General features: G+C 37.1%; 24 protein-coding genes. 19 read left to right on the forward strand and 5 right to left on the reverse strand.

The window, feature by feature from the left end; translation table 11 throughout:
• Positions 1 to 11: 11 nt before the first annotated feature.
• The 6 genes from NSQ62_RS10600 to NSQ62_RS10625 all read left to right on the forward strand — a co-directional run bounded on the left by NSQ62_RS10600 (position 12) and on the right by NSQ62_RS10625 (position 8116).
• Positions 12 to 413 carry a hypothetical protein gene (locus tag NSQ62_RS10600; protein WP_341320111.1) on the forward strand — a complete coding sequence of 134 codons (402 nt, stop codon included), beginning with the start codon at positions 12 to 14 and terminating at the stop codon, positions 411 to 413.
• Positions 414 to 1102: 689 nt separating this feature from the next.
• Positions 1103 to 2047 carry a tyrosine recombinase XerC gene (locus tag NSQ62_RS10605; RefSeq protein WP_341320112.1) on the forward strand — a complete coding sequence of 315 codons (945 nt, stop codon included), beginning with the start codon at positions 1103 to 1105 and terminating at the stop codon, positions 2045 to 2047.
• Between the two features lie 145 nt (positions 2048 to 2192).
• Positions 2193 to 2351 (forward strand): transcriptional regulator, encoded by a 159-nt coding sequence (locus NSQ62_RS10610; RefSeq protein WP_341320113.1) that lies wholly within the window; start codon positions 2193 to 2195, stop codon positions 2349 to 2351.
• 767 nt (positions 2352 to 3118) lie between these two features.
• A complete protein-coding gene (gene ltrA, locus NSQ62_RS10615; RefSeq protein ID WP_341323894.1) occupies positions 3119 to 4381 on the forward strand; it encodes a group II intron reverse transcriptase/maturase in 1263 nt (420 codons plus the stop codon).
• 201 nt (positions 4382 to 4582) lie between these two features.
• The gene (locus NSQ62_RS10620; RefSeq protein ID WP_341320114.1) at positions 4583 to 6109 is read left to right on the forward strand and encodes a methyl-accepting chemotaxis protein; all 1527 of its coding nucleotides are present in this window, start codon (positions 4583 to 4585) and stop codon (positions 6107 to 6109) included.
• A 300-nt stretch (positions 6110 to 6409) separates the two neighbouring features.
• Entirely contained in the window at positions 6410 to 8116 is a 1707-nt protein-coding gene (locus tag NSQ62_RS10625; protein ID WP_341320115.1) for an EAL domain-containing protein, read from the forward strand.
• Positions 8117 to 8156: 40 nt separating this feature from the next.
• Here the strand turns inward: NSQ62_RS10625 and NSQ62_RS10630 are convergent, their stop codons facing one another.
• Positions 8157 to 9533, reverse strand: a complete 1377-nt coding sequence (locus tag NSQ62_RS10630) for a nucleoside-diphosphate sugar epimerase (protein WP_341320116.1) — start codon at positions 9531 to 9533, stop codon at positions 8157 to 8159.
• Positions 9534 to 10104: 571 nt separating this feature from the next.
• Between NSQ62_RS10630 and NSQ62_RS10635 the strand changes: the two genes are divergently transcribed.
• Entirely contained in the window at positions 10105 to 10479 is a 375-nt protein-coding gene (locus NSQ62_RS10635; protein WP_341320117.1) for an rRNA methyltransferase, read from the forward strand.
• Between the two features lie 103 nt (positions 10480 to 10582).
• Here the strand turns inward: NSQ62_RS10635 and NSQ62_RS10640 are convergent, their stop codons facing one another.
• Positions 10583 to 11233: an HAD hydrolase-like protein gene (locus NSQ62_RS10640; RefSeq protein ID WP_341320118.1), complete on the reverse strand. Its 651-nt coding sequence runs from the start codon at positions 11231 to 11233 to the stop codon at positions 10583 to 10585.
• Between the two features lie 146 nt (positions 11234 to 11379).
• On the opposite strand from NSQ62_RS10640, the gene NSQ62_RS10645 reads away from it, so the two are divergent.
• Positions 11380 to 11838 carry a GNAT family N-acetyltransferase gene (locus NSQ62_RS10645; protein ID WP_341320119.1) on the forward strand — a complete coding sequence of 153 codons (459 nt, stop codon included), beginning with the start codon at positions 11380 to 11382 and terminating at the stop codon, positions 11836 to 11838.
• Between the two features lie 115 nt (positions 11839 to 11953).
• Here the strand turns inward: NSQ62_RS10645 and NSQ62_RS10650 are convergent, their stop codons facing one another.
• Together NSQ62_RS10650 and NSQ62_RS10655 are read right to left on the reverse strand one after the other, a co-directional pair.
• Positions 11954 to 12394 carry a hypothetical protein gene (locus tag NSQ62_RS10650; RefSeq protein WP_341320120.1) on the reverse strand — a complete coding sequence of 147 codons (441 nt, stop codon included), beginning with the start codon at positions 12392 to 12394 and terminating at the stop codon, positions 11954 to 11956.
• Positions 12395 to 12408: 14 nt separating this feature from the next.
• On the reverse strand, positions 12409 to 13143 hold the full coding sequence (locus tag NSQ62_RS10655; protein WP_341320121.1) for a DUF5694 domain-containing protein: 735 nt from the start codon (positions 13141 to 13143) through the stop codon (positions 12409 to 12411).
• A 259-nt stretch (positions 13144 to 13402) separates the two neighbouring features.
• Here NSQ62_RS10655 and NSQ62_RS10660 point away from each other — a divergent pair, with 259 nt between their 5' ends.
• Positions 13403 to 14152 (forward strand): class I SAM-dependent methyltransferase, encoded by a 750-nt coding sequence (locus NSQ62_RS10660; protein ID WP_341320122.1) that lies wholly within the window; start codon positions 13403 to 13405, stop codon positions 14150 to 14152.
• Between the two features lie 233 nt (positions 14153 to 14385).
• Here the strand turns inward: NSQ62_RS10660 and NSQ62_RS10665 are convergent, their stop codons facing one another.
• Entirely contained in the window at positions 14386 to 14526 is a 141-nt protein-coding gene (locus tag NSQ62_RS10665) for a hypothetical protein (protein ID WP_341320123.1), read from the reverse strand.
• Between the two features lie 277 nt (positions 14527 to 14803).
• Between NSQ62_RS10665 and NSQ62_RS10670 the strand changes: the two genes are divergently transcribed.
• From NSQ62_RS10670 to NSQ62_RS10715, 10 genes are all read left to right on the forward strand, one after another.
• Positions 14804 to 15337 carry a GrpB family protein gene (locus NSQ62_RS10670; RefSeq protein WP_341320124.1) on the forward strand — a complete coding sequence of 178 codons (534 nt, stop codon included), beginning with the start codon at positions 14804 to 14806 and terminating at the stop codon, positions 15335 to 15337.
• Positions 15337 to 15699 (forward strand): cupin domain-containing protein, encoded by a 363-nt coding sequence (locus tag NSQ62_RS10675; RefSeq protein ID WP_341320125.1) that lies wholly within the window; start codon positions 15337 to 15339, stop codon positions 15697 to 15699. The genes NSQ62_RS10670 and NSQ62_RS10675 overlap by 1 nt, the downstream gene beginning before the upstream one ends.
• 93 nt (positions 15700 to 15792) lie before the next feature.
• Positions 15793 to 16284, forward strand: coding sequence for a hypothetical protein (locus NSQ62_RS10680; RefSeq protein WP_341320126.1), 492 nt, complete (start codon positions 15793 to 15795; stop codon positions 16282 to 16284).
• 475 nt (positions 16285 to 16759) lie between these two features.
• Entirely contained in the window at positions 16760 to 17500 is a 741-nt protein-coding gene (locus NSQ62_RS10685) for a methyltransferase domain-containing protein (RefSeq protein ID WP_341320127.1), read from the forward strand.
• A 117-nt stretch (positions 17501 to 17617) separates the two neighbouring features.
• Positions 17618 to 18442, forward strand: coding sequence for a methyl-accepting chemotaxis protein (locus NSQ62_RS10690; protein ID WP_341320128.1), 825 nt, complete (start codon positions 17618 to 17620; stop codon positions 18440 to 18442).
• 173 nt (positions 18443 to 18615) lie between these two features.
• The gene (locus NSQ62_RS10695) at positions 18616 to 19074 is read left to right on the forward strand and encodes an NUDIX domain-containing protein (protein ID WP_341320129.1); all 459 of its coding nucleotides are present in this window, start codon (positions 18616 to 18618) and stop codon (positions 19072 to 19074) included.
• A 258-nt stretch (positions 19075 to 19332) separates the two neighbouring features.
• Positions 19333 to 19575, forward strand: coding sequence for a hypothetical protein (locus NSQ62_RS10700; protein ID WP_341320130.1), 243 nt, complete (start codon positions 19333 to 19335; stop codon positions 19573 to 19575).
• A 218-nt stretch (positions 19576 to 19793) separates the two neighbouring features.
• Positions 19794 to 20519 (forward strand): M50 family metallopeptidase, encoded by a 726-nt coding sequence (locus NSQ62_RS10705; protein WP_341320131.1) that lies wholly within the window; start codon positions 19794 to 19796, stop codon positions 20517 to 20519.
• Positions 20520 to 20561: 42 nt separating this feature from the next.
• The gene (locus NSQ62_RS10710; protein ID WP_341320132.1) at positions 20562 to 21191 is read left to right on the forward strand and encodes a DUF3885 domain-containing protein; all 630 of its coding nucleotides are present in this window, start codon (positions 20562 to 20564) and stop codon (positions 21189 to 21191) included.
• 158 nt (positions 21192 to 21349) lie between these two features.
• Positions 21350 to 21991 (forward strand): hypothetical protein, encoded by a 642-nt coding sequence (locus NSQ62_RS10715; RefSeq protein ID WP_341320133.1) that lies wholly within the window; start codon positions 21350 to 21352, stop codon positions 21989 to 21991.
• The last annotated feature ends 702 nt before the right edge of the window (positions 21992 to 22693 follow it).

Below are 22693 nucleotides of genomic sequence, written 5' to 3' on the forward strand. Positions count from 1 at the left end.
GGAAGAGAACAATGGGGATTTCCATGATGGAAGCGTACGGAATAGAACTTTTAAAATCAAATGGCATACCCTATGAACAAGTATCACAGCAATTCTCCGAAAACAAGATCGATTTACTAATAGAGGAAAATTTTGATTTTGCCGTATTAAAAACGTTATTTGATACAGATGGCAAAGCTTTTGAACAGGCCTACGCCGGGAACTACACAGTGAAATTCTTAACAATTAACGGCTTACGCAATCTTTTACGCATGCGCTTTGGGATTCAGGTGGATGTATACGAAACATTAGAAGCAGGCAATGGGCTTTCTGGTGTACCAGCTACGGCGGAAACCGAGCAGCAGTTACGTCTTTTAGTATCATCAAATTGGAAGGTGGATCGTCACGGTAATACGTTGACGTTATATGTCTAATGGAAGTTATTATTCTTTTAATTTTACTGTTTATTTTCATTCCGCTCATCTTTAAAATCGTGAGTAAAGTAGTGAAATTTGCATTAATCATCATCGTGCTTTATATCCTGTATAAAATGGTAACAGGGCAATAAAGAAAGCTGCTTCGAGTAATTGCGAAGCAGCTTTTTGTTTGTTTTCGGCTAAATTCATCGGCTCATTGTCACGTGCGCGTACCGATACTTCCGAAAAATGGTAACGCGAAGCAAACTTCGTAATTTGCTCAATCAGTTCCTAAACTATGTCCTTTTCCTTTGAAAGTGATAAAAGTGAGTTTTATTTAATACCTCAACTAACTTCTTGAAATGAAACTGACGGTAACTAAATGGGTAATAAAATATATAATGACTTTCTACTTGTTGCACATGTTCACTCCCTCCAAAACTTTTCCCGTAATTTGCTAAAAACAACCCAAAAAACCGCATTCGCGAAATCGACTTCAGACGAATCGAGATGGATAACTACCCACGGAAGATAATTTCACTTCGTCTGAATGCAATTTTTTATATTAGGAACATACGTTCTCAAAACAGGCGAATTTACGTGCCTTTTTACCTCAAAAACACTGATTTCACGAAAAACGTTCCCAAATACATATTTGGGAACGTTTTTTATGCTATAATTAGCCTTAGAAAAGGGGAATCCAGTCTATGCCGTTACCAAAGTTTTTACGTGATTTTTTAATCTACTTAACAACCATTACCGGGAAATCTCCTCGCACACGAAAAGAATATGAATATGATTTAGTGTTGTTTTTACGGTTTATCAAAGCGATGGAGCAAGACATAGATCCGGCAAATTTACATACAATCGATATTTCAGATGTAACGATTGATAGCATTAAAGAATTGGCACTCGAGGATTTATATTTATTTATGGAATATTGCGAAATCCAGCGCGGGAATCTAGCTGCATCTCGCGCTCGAAAAGTGGCAACTTTAAAAGCGTTTTTCAAATACTTAAAAGGCAAGCGTCGACTGATTGACGAAAATATTGCTGAACATTTAGAAACACCGAAAATTGGGAAACGTCATCCTGTGTATATGAATTTCGAAGAAGCTCAGCAATTCGTTGTGGCCATCGATCAGCAGCATTATAGCTCACGTGATTATTGCATGATGATTTTATTTCTAAATTTAGGGATTCGTGTATCGGAGCTATGTTCACTGAACTTAGATTCAATTCATGACCGAAAACTCACAGTCATTGGTAAAGGGAATAAGGAACGTCAGGTATACTTAAATGATTCTTGTATCACAGCGATTGAGCAATATATGCTAGAGCGGACACCTTATAAAGGGGATGGATCGCAGCCGTTATTCGTATCACAAAAAGGTTCACGCTTTGCTCGCCAAACAATCGCGCGTATTGTAAAGCAAATTAACGGTAAAGCGGAAAACCCAAAAGATAAATTAACACCACATAAGCTACGCCATACATCGGCAACGCTCATGTATAAAGCAGGTGCGGATATTCGAAGCTTACAAGCGATACTCGGGCATTCCAGTGTTGCAACAACGCAAATTTACACGCATATTGAAGATGAACAAATTCAAAAAGTGCTAAAAAGCAATCCATTCAATAATATTAAATAATAAGATTATGTAAACTAAAAAATACACTTGAGCAACCAAGTGTATTTTTTTATTTTCAGATTATTTGTTGACATTGCACTACATCTGTTATATATTTAATCAACAAATTAAAACTGTTATAGTACACAAGAGGGGATGAAGATCAATGACAATGTTTCAACAAGGATATGAGGTATATGTAAAAAAATGCGAGCAATTTGGACTAGAACCAGTAAACTTCCGATATTATGTCCTACAACTATCACCAGAACAGCTAGAGGCTTATAATACTTATGCATCAGAAGTGACTATGACAAACAAATGATTAAATAGTATGTTACCTAGAATTATTAATTGAAATCTTGCGTATTTTAGTATTTATAACTATTAAAGTTACATTAATATACAAAATTTAAATCAAAAAAATAAAGCTAATATTTAAATTAAATGCTTATTCAAAGTTTATAAGGCATGCTGAATTTACAAATAAAATAAATTTAACAGTCAATCTACCTATAAAATTAGGTAGATTGATTTTTTGTGCGCCCGGCATGCGCATGAACTATAGGGTGCAAGTCCCGAACCCCGAAGACAGAAGTAGAGGTTAGCCAAAAGCAAGGGTGTCCGTGGCGACGCGGAATCTGAAGGAAGCTGGCGGCAAAACACCGGTCCGAGGAACACGAATCTCATAGAAGGCTAGGTATGATTGGATGAATCTGCAAGACAAGATAAAGTCCCTTCTGTCGAAGGTCATATCAAGTAAATGAGGCGGATAGATGGTGTGAAAGTGCATGCGCTTACCCGGGGAGGTCTGACAGTAATGTGAAGTACCCTTCATAACCTACTTGGTGACAAGTAGCTGAACTGTCAGAAGTCAGCAGAGGTCATAGTACAAGTAAGTCTAGAATTACTTGGAAGGACTGAACAATTAGGAGAGAATAGCCCTTGGCTTTCCAATTAGGATGAACGAACACAGAAAACAGTAGAAACCTCACGCTTAGAAAGTAGTGGTGAATTCCACGAGGGTATTTGCGGAGGGTGTAGTCCAGTTGGGTAAAAGAAGAACAGCTATTCACGGAAAGGAACGAAATGGTGATGTTGAATCAAATTTTGGAGCGACAAAACATGATACAAGCATTAAAGCGAGTAGAAGCGAATAAAGGAAGCCACGGAGTAGACATGATGCCCGTACAAACCGTACGACAGCACATCCTCGAAAATTGGCATACGATTAAATCGCAGATTTTAGATGGTACCTATGAACCGCAGCCAGTCCGTCGTGTCGAAATCCCGAAACCAGATGGCGGTGTGCGCTTATTAGGAATACCAACCGTGACAGACCGTTTGATTCAACAAGCCATCTCGCAGATTTTATCAAAAGAATATGACCCAACATTTTCAGACCACAGTTATGGCTTTCGTCCAAATCGAAGCGCTCATGATGCGGTCAGAAAAGCGAAAGGCTATTTAAAAGAGGGCTATCGATGGGTGATTGATATGGATTTGGAGAAATTCTTTGATAAGGTCAACCATGACCGTCTAATGGCAACATTAGCAAAACGAATTTCAGATAAACCATTATTAATACTGATTCGTAAATACCTCCAAGCGGGTGTCATGATAAATGGAGTAGTTTCAAGTACAGAAGAAGGGACACCTCAAGGTGGTCCTTTAAGTCCTTTACTTTCTAATATCGTCTTAGACGAACTCGATAAAGAATTAGAGAAACGTGGACATAAATTCGTTCGATACGCAGATGACTGTAATATTTATGTGAAAACAGAGCGTGCAGGAATACGGGTAATGGCAAGTGTACAGCGATTTATCGAAGGAAAACTTCGCCTGAAAGTAAATGAAAAGAAATCAGCGGTAGACCGTCCGTGGAACCGTAAATTCCTAGGCTTCAGTTTTACACATCATAAAGAACCGAAAGTTCGCATTGCGAAATCAAGCCTCATACGAATGAAGAAGAAAATACGAGAAATTACCTCAAGAAAGATGCCTTATTCCATCGAATACAGAATCGAAAAGTTGAATCAATATCTGATAGGTTGGTGTGGCTACTTCGCTCTAGCGGATACGTACTCCATATTTAAAGCATTAGATGGCTGGATTAAACGAAGATTACGTATGTGTTTGTGGAAGAATTGGAAGAACCCCCGAACAAGAGTCAGAAATCTCATTCGTCTAAAAGTACCTTACGGGAAAGCATACGAGTGGGGAAATACCCGAAAAGGGTACTGGCGCATTTCAAATAGCCCCATATTACACAGAACCCTCGGCAATTCCTATTGGGAAAGCCAAGGGCTGAAAAGTCTGCAAGTTCGTTACGAAACTTTGCGTTATTCATCTTAATTGAACCGCCGTATACGGATCCGTACGTACGGTGGTGTGAGAGGTCGGGAGTTAATCACTCCCTCCTACTCGATTGTTACTAAAGTCTATTCTTTCAATAGTTAAAATAAATTACTTTACAGTTTAACTTTATATAAGTAATATGAAGTGACGCGACATATTACCTACTGTGCGTTACTATAAGTAAAAAGGAGTATAAAATTGAAAATAGAAACAAGCAAACCCAATATTATGCTGATGAACACTGCATTTGTTGTATTCCTGTCGATTTTTGTTCATTTACTACATCGCCAGTTTAACTTTTTAGATGGCTACCTACTACTACAAGGCATTACGAACCTTTCCGGCACACTCTTTATTTTTCTAAATATACTTTTTACTATTCCCATTATTTTATTAGCTATTACGTTGTGGTTAGCAAGATCCAACCATCCACTCCAAGAATTATTTATGACACTAACATTGACGTTTGGTAGTATATCGATTATTGCTGGTGGTGACGGTTTAACAGAATATCACTTTTCAATCTTCATGGTTGTGGCAATGATCGCAAGCTTTCAACGTATCAAATACATAATTGTAAGCACGGTAATTTTTGCGGTCCACCATTTATCCGGTTATTTCTTATTCCCACAATTACTATGTGGCACAGAAGAATATAGTTTTGCATTGTTAATGATTCATGCGATCTTTTTAGTAATGACAGCCGTTTCAACTAGCCTTGTGATTTTATCGAGACGAAGAGTAGAAGCACGCATGGCGGAAGATACGTTAAAGGCCCAGCAACAACTGCAACTTTTATTGCGAGAAATTAATGAAGAAAGTGTTCATTTAAAGGACTTATCCAATCAAATTGCTGTTGATTCTTCGGCATCTGCAGAATCAAGCTTAAGTATCACGAATACACTTTCAAGTTTCCAACAAAATGCCGAAAATGAGGCAATCTCGTTGAAACAAAGTATTTATAAAAATGAAGCGAGTATTAATGAACTTTCTGTTATTCATGAACGCACAGAAAATGTTACGCTTATTGCTAAACAAAGTCTCGAGCGTGCTTCGTTAGGAAAGCAAAAAGTAACGGCTGTTACACATCAAATGTCGATAATTACGGAAACTGTTTCCTCTATTAAACAGCTAATTGAAATGCTTGAAATGCAATCGAAAGAGATTTCAAGTTCCCTAACAGTTGTTCATAGAATTTCAGAGCAAACCAAATTACTTGCGCTTAATGCTTCTATTGAAGCAGCGCGTGCTGGTGAGGCAGGAAAAGGATTTTCGGTTGTTGCGAGTGAAATTCGTAATCTAGCATCAGGGACACAGGAATCTGTTGTCAATATGGATAACGTATTAGAAGGCATTCAACATCAGATTGAACATGTTGCTAAAAAAATGCAATCTGGTATGAAAGAAATCTACAAAGGAAACGAGTTCATCCGTGAAAGTGAGCATGCTTTCGATTCAATCTACACGACAATTTCAACATTAGAGCATGATATTAACCAAATTTCAAGTTCGACAAGAGATATGGTAAGCCAGACCGATGAAACGTTGACATTATTCAGTGAGATTAGTCAGATGAACGAGCATTCGTTGAAAACAGTTAGCATTATTACGGACTCAGCAAAACAGCAACATATCGCTACACAAAGTTTAGGTCAAGTTATTACACAGTTAAACAATGTGACACAACATCTAAATCGTTTAACCGATCAAATTCAATCAGACTAATTTATTACTAAAACTGAAATATTTTTCGGATTACATTAAAAATGTAATAAATTTCACCATATTATTAATATAATTTCAAAAAACCATTCTATTCATGTAACTTTTAGAATGGTTTTTTGTTTTGTAAAATAGGAATTTTAAACCTAGTTATTTATGATGAATTTGTGAATTTTTTTAAAAATATGGCAAAAGGTTTAGACGAACTCCCATAAATAGTTGGCTAAAATATACAATTCGATTTATAATTTTGTAGATAAGAACATTCTGACTTTTAAAATTTATTTAATAGGAGAGATGATGATGCAGGGGAGAACAGATACGACAATCCTTGAATCGATGGAGTTTACATACGACCAGCTTATGGACTTAAAAGCTGCGCTCGATAAAACGTCAATTGTCGCTGTAACAGACAATCGAGGGTTAATCCAACAAGTGAATGACCAGTTCTGCGAGATTTCAAAATATTCGCGTGAAGAGCTTATCGGCCAAGATCACCGTATTTTAAACTCGGGTTACCACCCAAAATCATTTTTTAAAGAAATGTGGCGTGCTATTGGTACTGGTGAAACATGGCAAGCTGATGTTTGTAACCGCGCGAAAGATGGTTCACTTTATTGGGTGAAGACGACAATCGTCCCTTTCATAGGTGAAAATGGCAAGCCAGAGCGCTATATTTCTATTCGTACGGATATTACCGCGCAAAAAAACATCAAAAAAATTGCCCATATTGCGTACCATGACGATTTAACCGGTTTACCGAATCGCCGTAGTTTATCAAAGCGTATCGAAAACGAAATTACAAATGGCTTACGAAATAAGAACCAATTTGCAGTATTCTTTTTTGATGTGAACCGCTTTAAAAATATCAATGATAGCTTGGGTCATAAAATTGGTGATCTGTTCTTAAAGGAATTAGCGAACCGTCTTCGTGAAATCGACATGCAGTCAGACTCTTTCTATCGTATGAACGGCGATGAATTTGTTTATATTTTAGAGGATGTAAAGCTTGTAAACGAAATGGCTGAGCATATATTAGAAGTCTTTAAAAGTAGCTTTATTTTCGACGAATATGAGTTTTATGCAAGTGTAAGCTTAGGGATTAGCGTGTACCCAGATCATGGGGAAAATGTTTCGAAACTATTAAAAACAGCTGACGTCGCTATGTATGCAGCAAAAGCGAAAAAGGGCAATAGCTACAGTGTTTATAAAAAGTTAATGCGCGGTTCAAACGACCAATTCCTTGCGCTTGAAACGAAAATGCATAAAGCACTACGTGAAAGCATTTTCGAATTACGCTTCCAGCCTGTTCATAACTTACAAACAGGAAAAATTATCGCGAGCGAATCGACCATTTACTGGAATGACGAAGATTATGGCGAAATGAATCCTGATGAGTTCATGCCTTTTGCAGGTCAATGTGGCTTAATGACAGAAATCGATCAATATGTCTTAAAAAATACAATTAACCACATGGTCCAGTTAAAACCACATGTAGATGAAGACTTTAAAATTTCAGTCAATCTTTCGACAGATTATTTAAGAGATACAAACTTTATCGTCGATTTAACGCAGTTTTTAGAAGAAGCACAGCTAGAAGCGAAGTTTATTGAAATTGAAATTTCAGAGCTAGGCTTATTAGATACAGACTTACAGCTTTACGATAAGATTAATCAAATTCATGAAATGGGCATATCAATTTCGATTGATGATTTCGGAATGGGGTATTCTTCACTTAGCTATTTACGCGAGGTGCCGATCAGCTCACTAAAAATCGATCATTCCTTTACACATGAATTAAATCTTGTTCCGGCAAATGCGAAAATGGTAGCTGCGATTATTTCTTTAGCTAATGCACTAAACCTACAAGTGATTGCAGAAAAAGTAGAAAATGGGGAAGACTTAGCTATTTTAAAAGGTCTTAACTGTGAATATGTGCAGGGCTTGTACTTAAACGAGCCACTACCATTAGAAGAGCTTGTTGCTTTTATTAAAGAAAAAAATAACTAATCAAAAGGAGTGTCCCATATGCGCGGGCACTCCTTGTTTTTTATTGTTCGGTTAAATGTACTTCAATGCGTGCAAATTCCTCTAAATCAATGCTTTCGATATAGCGATACAACACGTCGATGTTCACTTGAATCTCATCTTTATGGGACAAATAGAAATCCTCGGTTAAATGACGAATAATCAATGGCACGATCTTCGTGTGATTGAAGCGGTGGATATACTTTTCTAAAAATGCGGTATCCACAGCAATATCGGTATTTAAACCAAGTGCTTCAAAGTCTACGTATTTCAGGTGTGCACTTAAAAAGTCTTCTGTCAGATGCTCATTGTACTGACATACATACGACCAATCGATGTCATTTTTATAGCGGCTAAGCCAGTGTAACTCGCAAACGGCTGTAAAGAGCTTCTGCTGCGTTTTTGTAAAGTTTGTGAACTTCGTATCCATTTGTTGGTTCGTTAAGCGTATATCGCCGTACCGGTCGTATTTTTGACTGATTAGCGAGGGGATGCCCTTAACTAAATGCTCACTGCCTCCCCATTTGTAACTACCGCGGTCATATTCAAAATAGGTTAAGTCCATAACCGGGATTTCATCGGCCTCTGGTAAGAAGACGATTTCAAACGAACGGTAAAAGATATTACTTTCGATAAAGTCATCAATTTGGTCAACAAAATCTGGGTGAATATGCTTTTTATTTTTTAACAATTCATCGATTAAGTAGCGTTTGAAGCTTGATGTTACGCGTGCTAGTACACTTTTATTATGCTGCAGCGCTTCTAAGTTTAAGCGATCTAAATGCTCGATTAAAAATTGTTCAGAAAGGTAAGGATTTGTTGAGCAAATATAACTGAATGGAATCCTATTCAAATAGGGCAACAACTTACTATGATGCTGCTGCACGGCTAAACGAATCCAGTTAAAATAAGAAGTGATAAAGTCACGGTCATAAGGTAGAGAAACGTAAATCGATTCGTCATTTTCTTCTAATGCGCGGAGAACCGTTAGTGAATCAAATAAGCTCAAATCGAAATCTTCTGGGAAATCTAAGGCATCGAATGCTTTCTTTAAGTGAAAATGTACTTTAGGCTTTGTTGAGAGGAAGCTGTATGTACCGATTGCACCGCGCTCCTCCAATAAGATATACGCAAGCTCCTGACGTTGCTCACGTGTTAACTTGCAATCTTTCGGAAATTTCACCGAAGCAAAATATTGGGCTTTCGCTAAATCGTAAAAAAATTTATAATCGCCCTCTTTTGTAAAGTGCTCCTCAGAGTGATTTTGCTGCCAGTAAAGTAGGGCACCATTAATTGTTTCGTAATTTGAAAAGGTAATATTGGCGATTGAAAAAATATTTTGTGTTAATGCATCATCGTAAAGGACTTTCATGAATTCAATTTTTTTAATTTTAAGCATAAGGCACCTCCAGTTCTTTTATTATAAACGTTCTTTTAATTTTTACTAAATGATAGATAGTAGTAGAATAACACGTTCCAACCAAAACCGTGTGATAGGATGTCTTGTATCGTTGTAATTAATTTTAAATTTTATTCAAAATAGGTTTAACAAAATGTTTGATGGGTAAATTTAAGTATAATAAAGTTACGGTCACTTAGTAGTAAATGATTTGCAGCTAGTTTAAGTAATTTGTTTATTATGATTTCTACTAGCTTCGTTGTATGCGTTTTTTGGACCATTTAGACATGTGTTACAATTAATTTAGGCAATTGATTTAAAATGCTTTAACGAAGATTTTCGAAAGATGCCAGTAATTTTGGCGAGCGAAATGCATACACGAACTCAAGTTTATTGAAAAGTATCAGCTCAAACGTAATATTAAGTTAAACTATTGTACGAAACATTACAACTGAATACGAATACCCGACCGTAACTTTATTCCTTGCACTCCTTATCCCATAAGGAGTGTTTTATTATGGTGATTTCTTGCTATAATGAATGTATCAAATCCCATCAGAGGAGGTTGCCTATGTGGAAAATACATAACGGACGTCTCATCCAAACCGCCGATGAATCACGCATGCGCTATAAAACGCGTATCAGTGCTGTCATCGTAGAGCAGTTAAAGCAAATGGCACAAGACCATGACACGCATATTAGCTATTTACTCGAAAACGGCTATAGTAATCTACTAGAAGCGGGCGTCATTACCTTTAACAAAAAAAATCGACCAAAAGATCGCATCGAGTTTCGTACAACCTGCGATAAAGAGCTTTTGCAATGCTTAAAGGACTTCGCCAAGGCAAAAGATTTGAATTTAAATGATTGCATTGAAGCCAGCATCGCCTATATTAACGTAAGTGATGTGAAGCATGCGCATTGGCGTTACCGCATTGAAAGTTAAAAAAGCGTGCTACAGTCTTTGGATTGTAGCGCGCTTTTTTGATGCGTTACAGTACGTTACGCTCTACTTTATGATGATTGTTCCTACTTTATCCTGATCGGGTTTACATAGAACCGATGATGTCTTTGATCTGTTCAAAACGGTCTACTAAATAATCTGCATGCTGTAATTCACTTTCCTGAGCAAAATCAAAGCGAACGCCAATCGAAGTTAGCCCGTTGTCCTTTGCTGCTTTTATATCAGAGGCGCGGTCACCTACGACAAATCCGCTTGTAATCGCATGTTCTCGTAGCAAATTACCCACAAGCTCAGATTTGTTACCTGAAGGAACTAGGTCAATACTATAGACAGCCTTGATCCATCTCTGTAAATCATAATGCTTCATAATCGCTTGTAAGTAAGGGACTTGGCCGTTACTCGCAATATATAGAGGGAAGTAGGTGGCTAAGTAGTGCAAGGTTTCTTCAACATGCTCATATAACGCACCGCATCCTTGTTCAATTTGATCAATGAGGGCTTGTTGGAAATACGCATTACTTTGCTGTTGCTGGTATTTTGTATGCTGTGGGCACAATGTTTGCCATACAACGTCTAGCGGAACACCCATAATCGCCCGGTATTGTTCAAGAGGCGTTGCACCTTGCCAAAGCCTCGATTCACGCAAATGGTCAAATGTTGCTTCTAGTGCGGGTTCTAATATGAGGTTCGTTTGAAAAAGCGTCCCGTCCATATCGAAAATAATGGCTTTTGTCATGAATTTATCCATCCTTTTTTGTTGTTACGGATGAAGACGTTACAGGTTAAATAATGTTGCTTAAATAAGCATAATTTTCTGATTAAATTGTTACTTTTGGTAGTTTAAATTACAATTGATGAATATTCATAGATTCAAAGGAGACGATGAACATGTTACAACTAAAACCGATTACAAAGGACAATTGGTATGAGGCCGTTAAGCTACAGGTTGCCGACGATCAAAAAAACTTCGTGGCATCGAACGCCGTATCACTGGCACAGTTAAATTTCCTAGAAAATTTTCATGCACAGGCAATCTACGCGGATGAAACCATGGTCGGCTTCTCGTTATTTGGGCTTGATGACGAAGACAAAGAATATTGGATTTACCGTTTAATGATTGATGAAAGGTATCAGGGGAAGGGTTACGGGAAACACTCGGTGGCGCTTATTATTGAAGCGATTCGTGAAATGAAAGAACCGCAGCATCAGGTAATACATATTTCATACGAACCAGAGAATATTGTGGCAAAGCATATTTATGAAAAAGCAGGATTTACAGAGATTGAGGGCTTGTTTAGTGGTGGCGAGCAGATTGCGCGGTATGTGTTTGTGGGGGAGTAATAGAAAGATGTTCATTTCAAAATGAAGAGCATAAAAAAACACTTAATTCATTGGTAGCACAATAATTCAAGTGTTTTTTAGAGCTCGTTTATGTGCAATGAATTAATAAAACGCTTCAATCCCCATACCGATTTTTCTTATCCATCCAGTCGTTTACTTCTCGCCATTTCATCTTTTTAGCTGAAATCCAATTGCTACAGGCGTCAGGATTTTCTATAGGATGCCAATTGTAGTCATCCGCCCAATAAAAAGTATCTTCGAGCTTAATTATAATTGCATCTCGGATGATGGAATCGTAATTTTCTGGACTCGGAATAATTTGAATACCCGTTACACCTTCAAAAAATAGTTCAATTGCACATGGATTCGCATATTGACGCTGAAATAGCAGCTTAACGTTTGTATCTAATTCTCCTGGCACTACCATGGACAAGTCTTCATTTACATAAGTTCCTGTCCACATATGCATCTCCCTTAAACAGCCATCATGAAAATAACCAAAATGCTCGAGTAAATACGCTATATCTGATTGCTGATTTATTTCATTCCAATTCATATCTAGACCTCCCTTTACTTAGTAATAACTGGGTTTAAAGCTAAGAAGTCCGCGAAATTGGTCACTTTAAATGATTCATATTCTTGTAATTGCTGTTTGACCAAATAATTATGTCCAGAACCAATTAAAATAACAGCTCGTTTAGATTCTGGGGTTAAAGCTTTACAAATGTTTCGGGCAATTTTTAGATTGCGGTAATACCAATAGTTGACCGTCCAATTAAATGCTTGCTCATCGCTAAGCTGCATAAGCTGTAAATAGATATTATGATTCGCTTGGTTAAATTCATCGGTATTTATTTTCTCGTAAAGTTCGATTAATGAGCCATTGCGTAATGCGGTTGTCATTATTTCAAATTGATTATTTGCTACTTTCATTATTTCACTAAACTCAGCTGCACATGGTCCAGCCGCTACATCATCTAAACTTGCTAGCCCAGGAATATTTTCATTCCAATCTACCGCATAAACAGTGGGGTGCTTAAGCTTTTTTGCTAATTGGAAAGCAATTTGATAAATTTCGTTTTGCTTAAAGGGATCTGAAGCATCTTCAGCTATGTACAGCTTCGTTAATTGATCTTGCATAGAGAAAGGATACTCTACAAAAATTTGATCAGGCGCATACTGTGCCAGCGTTTCAATCAACTTTTCAATGTCTTGTTGTTTAATGAGACGCTTATCTTCGTCTGTAAATGACACGACATCCTGCGTTTCACCAAAGTGTATTGTTCCAACTAGTAAAAATTCCATTTGATAATCCCTCCTATATTTATATTCCTCAAACAAAATATTTTTTCTTAGAAGACAATAGCCCATAACCACTTAAGTCCATCCCATAAAGCTAATGCTAGTATTACTGCTAATATACCCTTTAGAATATCTTTCATATAATCCCTCCAATAAATGTAATTTAATATAGTTACGAACGAGTGAGAATAAAGTTTCATTATAATTTTCCTGAAAATGTTATAGTTACATATAATTATTGAAATATAAATGGGGGCATTCGATGTCTACGAAAGAATTTAGCGATAATTTATCCAAATATGCTGATCCACATGAATATGACGAAACGTATAAGGGCTATACAGCGGATTTAGAATTTATTAAAGCTCATTTAGCTGGGAATCACCAATCCATTATTGAACTTGCTTGTGGAACAGGACGACTAGCAATCCCTTTAGCTAAGCAGGGACATATCGTATATGGTGTTGATATCGATTCTGGCATGCTTAACTATGCACAAGAAAAGGCTGATTCTGAGGGGCTTAACGTGCATTTAAGCGTTCAAGATTGCACAAGGTTAAATTTGCCGATTCAATCAAACTTTATTTATATGACCGGCAACTCGTTTCAACATTTCCTTACAAATAAGAGTCAAGATGCACTTTTTGAATCAGTGAAGCAGTATTTAAACCCAAATGGAGACTTTATTTTTGATACAAGAAATCCAATTTTGTCTGAACTTATGAATAGTGAAGTGTATGATGAAGTGCTTGTGAAAAATGGGGAGGTGTTTAATGTTACCAATAGAGAAGAGTATAATCCTTTGACGCAACTATTAACTTGTACCTCTACCTATAGTTCTTCAAACACTACATATAAGGATAGCATTCAACTGCGTTATACTTATCCGTTAGAGCTTCAGCGACTATTGAATCAACATGGATTTGACCTTGTTCATCTATATGGTTCCTGGAATAAAGAGCCCTTTGCTGCAGATAGTGTGTCCATGGTCGTTCATGCGCGGTTAAAGTAAAGATATTCAACTAAATGTATGAAGAGCTAAGCATAAACAGCCCTTCATTTTGAATATACTATAAGTAATTCATTGACTTATGCCATTTAAAGGCATACAATGAAGGCAGTTAGATTCTTGTCGTGAAGAATCGCATGTAGTGCAACGTCTGGTTTGGTCACCAGGCGTTTTTTATTTGCCTTAAATAAAAAGAGACGCTGATTCTTGTTCGAATCAACGTCTCTTTTTATGTTTTACAACATCATACGAAAGAATCGATACAATGTATCAAATAAACGGAATAGATCCGTTGCATATCGAAAGATGGTCAGTCCTTCTCCACGCTTTTTCTCTCGCTCAGCCTGTACTCTTTCTTGTCGTGATAACTTAGGCATGCAGTGCACCTCCTTTCGAAAAAGGAGTCAGCTGTGATGCTGCTATAGTATTGTAGCATGGAAGTTACTAAATAGAGGGGCAATACTCAAAATAAAGGGAATTGCATATTAAAGTTAGTGAAAAAATAAATAACCCCAAGTTCCTAAACAGTTGTTTGAGAACTTGGGGTTATTTAACGTTTCTAGTAATTCTAGTATAGCATTTTACGCCAAATATTAACAGACTTGTATCGAGTCTCATAACGGCTTAATCTTAGTATATAGAGGGGGCGTTACGATGAAGCTTGGTGTATCGAAAGACGAAGTCATACTTGTACCATTTGATCCACAATGGAAAACAGAATTTCTAAGGATGCAGGATAGTCTTGTACACAATACGTCAATACAGCCACATCAAATCGAGCATATTGGCAGTACGTCCATTGAAGGCATTCAGGCAAAACCGATTATTGATATAGTAGTAGGTGTAGAAAGCCTCATATTACTAGATAAAGAATTTTTTAAAGCATTGAAAAAGGTAGGCTTTTACCGGCTGCAAGTGGAGCGACCTAACGAAATTGTCTGTGCAAAATTTACAAATGCATCGTTTGAAACAAAAACACATTTTATGCATATTGTTGAAATCCATCAAGAAAAATGGCGGCAAATGCTGTTTTTTAGAGATTATTTAAATGCACATGAAGAGACGAAGCGCGAATATGAAAGCATCAAGCATTCCTTTTTCAAAAGCGATTTACAAGGAATTCAAGCATATACGGACTATAAAGAACAATTTGTTCAGTCCATCTTTTCTAAATTGGAGGATCAATAATGGAATTTTTTAGTTTCGCAAAAGAACACGGCCGTACAGTTACTCATTATGATTCAAATTTCACATTATCTCGTTTAGCAATAACGGAAAGCCGTACTGTAATCAGCTACATGTACTTAGAGGAAAATGGACTGATCGGTTATCACATGGCACCGGTTAACCAAATTTTATATGTTGTGCAAGGAGAAGGTTTGGTATGTGGGGAAAATAAGGAACACAAACGCATTCAAGCTGGGGAAGCTGTCTTTTGGACGAAGGGAGAATGGCATGAAACAAAGACTGAAAGAGGCTTGACGGCCATTGTAATCGAAGGAGAAACGTTAAATCCTGAACTACTTGCTAATATAAATGCGCGGAAATAATAGATAGGGACTCATCTAATAGGATTCAAGCTAAAATCCTTACTATTTTTTATTTTGATTAATCCCATTTTTTATGTAAAAAGGAGCAGTAAAATGACCTTATATTCCGTTCTAGTAGCTGAACAACCTCTACCAACGATTGATTGTAGAGGCATTGAAGAGCTTACCGTAAAAGAAATGAAATTACTTTATCCAGCAGTTACCGATCAAGTTTGGTATTCGCTACCTGATGAGACGCTTCTCGTACATGCTGCGGATGAATCAGCATTTGGCCAGCTCCATATTTTTGAGTGGACGGATCCACCAACTGATTTGGCCGATTATCACCAGAAGCCTTATGTCTACGGCATTGAAGGGAATTGGCACGCGGCGTTTATGAATGATTTGCTCGTTTATATGAAAAAGTCCATAGAGCCCGCGCATCATGCGGAGCTCATTCGTTATTGGGTAGAGGACGGCGCTAAGCTTAAGAAACGAACACTTTCGATCAATACCCTTGAACTTCATCATCTAGAAAAGTTAGCAACTGAGCATGCCGTACGTGTTGTGTTTACAGATGGCGCGGAACATCACGAAAAGAAATGAGGGAAATCACTTGAAATCAATTGGTATTGGGTTTGGTACATTCTTAATAGGAATCATTCTATGTATGGTACTAGCCGTTGTTTTTAGTTCCGGGGCACCAGACATCGGAAGTTCTTATTTAGGCTTCATCGGCTTCTCAGCACTATATTTAGCCGGAGTAATAGCTTCATGTACATATATAATCCTTAAACACTTACGTAAATAGGAAAAATTGATGCGCGGCGTTTTTTAGCCTTCAAAGCAAAAGAGCCACTGATTTATTAGAATCAGTGGCTCTCATTTATTTATACATCCTCATGCGCGGAATTAACTCAGTATACCAAATAATCATCTATTTTGCGGCATTTACAAATTCAGACATGCCTCTATCTACATCCTATCAAAAACAGAATTATAAGTCTATTTCTTTTTTCGCCTGCGTGTCATAATAAAGATGCGCAAATCTTTCATAACGTTATGATGAATCGAGGAAACAATGAAACAAAATATTTATGACAACCCTGAATTTTTTCAAAAGTACAAGGCAATACGTGAGCGAGCAAATAATTATAATAATTTACTTGAACAGCCAAACTTTTTACGATTAATGCCGGATGTAAGGGACAAAATGGTATTAGATATCGGCTGTGGTATGGGCGACTTTGCGGCAAACTGTATAGAAAAGGGTGCTGCACAAGTAAAAGGGATTGATATTTCAAAAAATATGATTGATCTAGCAAAATCAAAGAATGTTCATCATCAGTTGCAATTTCAAAACATTGCTTTTGAAGATTTACAGCTTGCTGATGGTTCCGTTGATGTTATCTGCAGTTCCTTAGTATTTCATTATATCGCTGATTTTGCAGCACTTGTGAACAAGATCGGTCACGTATTAGCTCCAGATGGCATTTTGCTGTTTTCAATTGAGCACCCAATAGTAACGGCGAATAAAGGGCATGCAGACTGGATTTTAGATGAGCACGGACAAATCTTACATTACGCACTGGATCGCTACCAGCAAGAAGGGAAACGTACCCAAAGCTGGTTAGTAGATGACGTTATCACGTATCATCGCACAGTATCAACGATTATTAATACATTGATTGCGAATCATATACAAATCGAACAAATTGTAGAGCCAGTACCAACGGATGAAGCAGTGCAGCTGTATCCAACACTAAAAAAACAAATGAAATGCCCAGCATTTTTAATTGTGAAGGGTAGGAAAATGATTTAAATACAAGTGCTGGGTAAAATGCGATTCATAACTTCAATATATTGTTAAATATTCACAATTGAGTCATCAAAAAAATCGATACTGCCTTATAATATTAACTAAAGGGGGCATGAACATATGCATTCAAAATTACAGGCAGTGGTAGATACTATGGAGTTATATCAAGCAACATTTCCGGAGGACGCTTGTATTGTTGTCACTGATACCGATGAGCTAGTTGGTTATCGTCCGGGGAAGACAATTGATCTAAAGTTACAGCTTGGCATAAAGGCATCGAATTTCCATGGAACGGTGACGGAGCGCGCACTATCACAGAAACGTTTTTTTAGAGAAGAAAAAGGACCGGAGCAGTTTGGCTTCGCATACATATCAACCGCACAACCCATTTTTGATGGATCCCAGTTGATTGGTGTCCTTAGCGTCATTATTTCTAATGAAAAAATCGGCTCGATGCGACAACTTGCAACCGATTTATCGAGTGCTGTAGAAGAAATGACCGCAACGAATGAGGAACTAACTGTCGCAAGTATGGACGTAGCAAATCGCTTAGACGGGCCTGTATCATCTGCGGAAACAATGTCGGATGATATTAAGGAAATTAATCACATCGTTGAGCTGGTGAAAGGCATTGCCACAAAATCACAAATTTTAGGACTCAATGCATCGATTGAAGCAGCACGTTCAGGTGAGCATGGTAAAGGCTTTGCTGTAGTTGCCAAGGAAATTCAAAAAATGGCACAAGGCAGCAACGAAAGCGCAGATAAAATTGCGATTCAATTAAGTAAAGTCCGCAGTTCAATTGAGACGGTAAACGGAACTTCCGGACAAATTGCTGAATTCACAGAACGCTTCGCTACAAGCATGCAAGAGCTAGGCCATGCGTATAGTAACGTGAATCAAACAGCCGAGAAGCTTTTGGAGATTAGTGAGGTCAATGGGTAAGGGAAGATTATATACAACAAGTCAGCTTCTATGAATCAGAGCTATTGCTGATCGAGTAGAGAGAACAAGCCAGCATATTTCCCTACTGGCTTGTTTATTTATTTTTGAAAACTAGTTTGGGACTTGTGAAAGGCAAAAAGACAACATAATAAACATATACGGAGGAATTGGGAATGAATATAAGAAACTCAGCAAAAGCCGTTATAATAAAGGATGAGCACTTACTAGCAATAGAGCTGTATGAAAATGGTCATACGTATTATATTTTACCCGGCGGTGGCCAAGAGCATGGCGAAACACTTCATGAAGCATTGAAACGAGAATGCAATGAAGAATTAGGCGCTGAAATTGAAATTGGCGATTTGATATTTGTAAGAGAATACATCGGCAAAAACCATGAATTAGCAAAGTACCACGCACATGCACATCAAACGGAGTTTATGTTTTTATGCCAAGTCCACGCAGAAACATTCGAAAATGGAAGTAATCCAGATAAAGCACAGATCGGTACGAAATGGTTGCCGTTAAAAGAGCTGTTAGACTATAAATTATTTCCTCAAGCATTAAGACAACATTTAATTTCATTTGCTGCTGACGAGAAAACGATTACTTACGTTGGAGATATGAATTAAATACTTATTTACAATGCTAATAATTTTAAAATGATTTTCCACAATTGCGCCCGATTGTTGTATAAAAGATATCGGTAACATCTCCGTATTTTTCTCGCGCTACCGCATAAATAACTAAATAAAGTCCGAGGGCTATGGCGGACATATGTTAACTTATCAAAGAAGGAGATAAGTGAAATAAATGATACAAAGTATTTATGGGGAAAAGATGAATCAGAAAAAGAATTTGAACTGACATTACATGAATATGTCCAACAGATGCTATTACGAAGATGGGGCAGGGAAGAAGTAGATTATAATATCATTACTTTTAATGAACCGGCAGAGGATTTTGCAGGTGTAATAAATACCATTCATGAATATTATCCAGATGCTAAATACGTGGAATACTATTCACCAGGAATTAATGAGCATTTGTTCCAATCACTGCGCTTCATCTACCAAAAAAGAGATGGCGAATGGTACCTTATCGGGATAGCTCGTGATGTAGCTACTGTATGATAAATAATGTATTCTCCTGAACAATTAATGTAACTGCAACAACAACCAATGTTCATGCTTTAGTTCAATAACTTTCTTTAATTATCTGGCGCAATTCGTTGCAAAAAGGATCAGCGCTACAAAATTTTCGGAGCAATTGTTTGAATTCCATCAGCGTTAAATAGCTAAGTATTTCTTGAATTCGGATGATTGATTTACATTTTGATGAGGAGTAGCCTATGTCTATACCATTAATTATCTACACCCTAATCGGCTTTATTGTAGCGCTCGGCTACTTTATGAATAAATATCCCGTGCTTGTATTCGTTGGACAGATCATTAACCTTGCTTATACATTGGTTCACGAATTTGCGCATGCCTTTGTGGCGGTGCTAGTGGAGCAGCGGGTGGCAGAAATGCGCTTGAATTTTGATACATCGGGCCATGTAATGAGTTATGTAAAGGATAATCGCGACGGCTTACTTGTTACGTTTGCAGGTTATACGCTGCCGTGTGTGATTTCGCTTGTTTTATACATGCTGCTTGAGGCGGGACGAGCGTCATTTGTATTATTTATACTCATTGGAATTGCAGGCTTTTCGCTTGTATTTATCCGCAACTGGTACGGATTTTTGTGGATTGCCGGGTTTATTGCGTTATTAGTAACAGTCTACCTCTATACGACACCGACTGTCATCGAGCATATGGCGATGTTTTTAAGCGCGGTCATCTTAGCCGGCTCCGTCTATGGCGGCTGGCGCGTTTTTATGTACAGTATGAAACACCCCGAAGACGCAGGCGATGCAACAAACTTAGCACAGCGCACCTTCTTACCAGCGCAAGTATGGGGCTTTATCTTTTTCATGATCTCCGTCATAACATTCGTTGCGGTACCATTTTACTTTTACGGATCTGCATTAATGGACGTGCGGTATATTGAGGAAATCAAGCTGTTGCTGCGGTGATGGGGGATTATCTTAATCAACTAGTAGAAGGTAAAGGTGTATATGAAAATAACGAAATTAATGGATGAATTTTATAAAGGTTTATTGTTAACACCAGCTATTTATCATTCTTTGGATTTAGGTATTCACGTCGAATTAGGTGAGGATATTTATCAGTTTAATGAGGATGGAAAACTAAATATGAAAAGATTTCACAGCGTATATAATCACGTAGCTGAAATTTTTCCTTTGTTGTTTAAAAAGGATGATGATGTGATCCTTATTGCTAATTCCTATCCGTGCGACAGCAATAAAACCGTCTATCCAAACTTTTTTCAACGGTATGTAAAAGTACAACAAAAAAAGTATTCATTGCGTATGCACGAGTTTATTTGGCAATTTGATGAAGAGGATATTTGTATTCAGCAAATGGAATTGTTATGTAACGTTTCAGAGCTAAAATTAGAATACCTTCTAAAATCCTTAATACATAAGGATTTTGGCTCTTTGAAACCTCAGTTAAGAAGAAAGTATTGCATATACCCACCTAATATCTTCTTTATAAATGTAAGGACGAAATGCATTTTTCATATTTATGATGATAGAGGATGCGAAATTATGAACACTGATATGAAATTGCATAAACAACTGGTGGAATCCCTTAAAGAATGGGAAATTCAAGTGAAAGCATAATATGTCAAATTAATGGTGAATCTAGTTCAGTAATGATTTATAAAGTATGCAAAATAAACCCAATAGACGTTCCAAAATGCCAATTTGAAACTAAAAGCCCTTAACTACCAATAAAAAACATATATGGTATAATAGTGGTATTGAATGGGGTGAAAGTGTTGCAAAAATATCTTTACATAAGTATTTTATTTGGAGCGTTGGCTTTATCAGCATGTACTGATGATGCAGTCGATAGCAAAGAAATTACAGAAGAAGTATCACCAACGCTTTTAAATTTAACACAAGAGCAACAAGAGGATTATTATCAACAATATGTAGCTGTCATAGAAGGCATTAATGTAGAACATAACACAGAGCTCAAGTTAGAACCAATTACTACATTTTCTGATGACGATTGGGTTGAAGTTGACACATTTAAAGAACGTGCAAAAGAGCGAGCAGATGTATCCATTGCTGTTTCAAAAAATAAAGAACGCTATCATCCAGCTGCCGTACCAAAGATCGTGACATTGAACATTGGCTCGAAAAAAGAGAACATTGTTTTTGAAGGTTCCTTTGATACACAATTAAACGAAAATACATCAAAAGGAAGACAGCTATTTTCCGTCTTTAACGGGATTTCTTCGGAAGCAGAGGATTCGACTGGAAACTGGAATCAATATGGTAATGTAGCATTATTAAAAGATGACGGTGCTACTTATTTCATCGAAGTTTCAGGGAATTATTCGCAAGATGGCATCATATCTACACATACAATCCCGTTAGAATTTGATTGTAATAAGAACGGTGGAATTAGTTAGAATTTCATTCAATAACATAATAAAGACAAGAAGTTATTGTCCATGAATAAATAGGGAAGTTAATCCACTTAAAAGGGCCGTAATAAAGCCCTTATTCTTAACTTCAAATTAGGGACACGGTCATAATATATATTATAGGAAGTAACGTCTCGTTTCAAAAGTATACTTATAGTAGTGAGACAGAACGCGATTTTTAAGTGAAACGTGTTAACAATAATTAATGTTTAAAACCTCAGGAATTAACGCATTATTAATGATATGTAGCATGTTGATTTATATTTAACAAAGCTAACTAATTCCTCAGGTAGTTTTATTTTGGTAATGTAAAAAACATGCTATCTTTCACACAATAATAACCATCGTTTGATTTATATTTAAATGAATACACAATAAAATCTTTATCAGCAAAATTTTTCTGATCAAAGTTACGCAACATGTTCCAAGTCGTTTTGCGCCTTAACCAGCTCCGATACTTGCGCTATCGATTCTTTTAAACTAGCTCTGTCTAACACCTCAACCGCTTCATAAAATTCCTGCAAACACTTTTCTGGGCCTCTTAATAAATCCGTAATTTCACGTTCATTCAAATAATCTGATTTGCGTAAATGCTACACCTACTAATCAACTCCAATTCATCGTTTCACTATTTTTTTATTTTCGAACTTACCACCAGAAATCCTCTAAAATTCATTTCACTCACGC

Source organism: Solibacillus sp. FSL H8-0523 (assembly GCF_038051985.1).
In the GTDB taxonomy this organism is placed as follows: domain Bacteria; phylum Bacillota; class Bacilli; order Bacillales_A; family Planococcaceae; genus Solibacillus.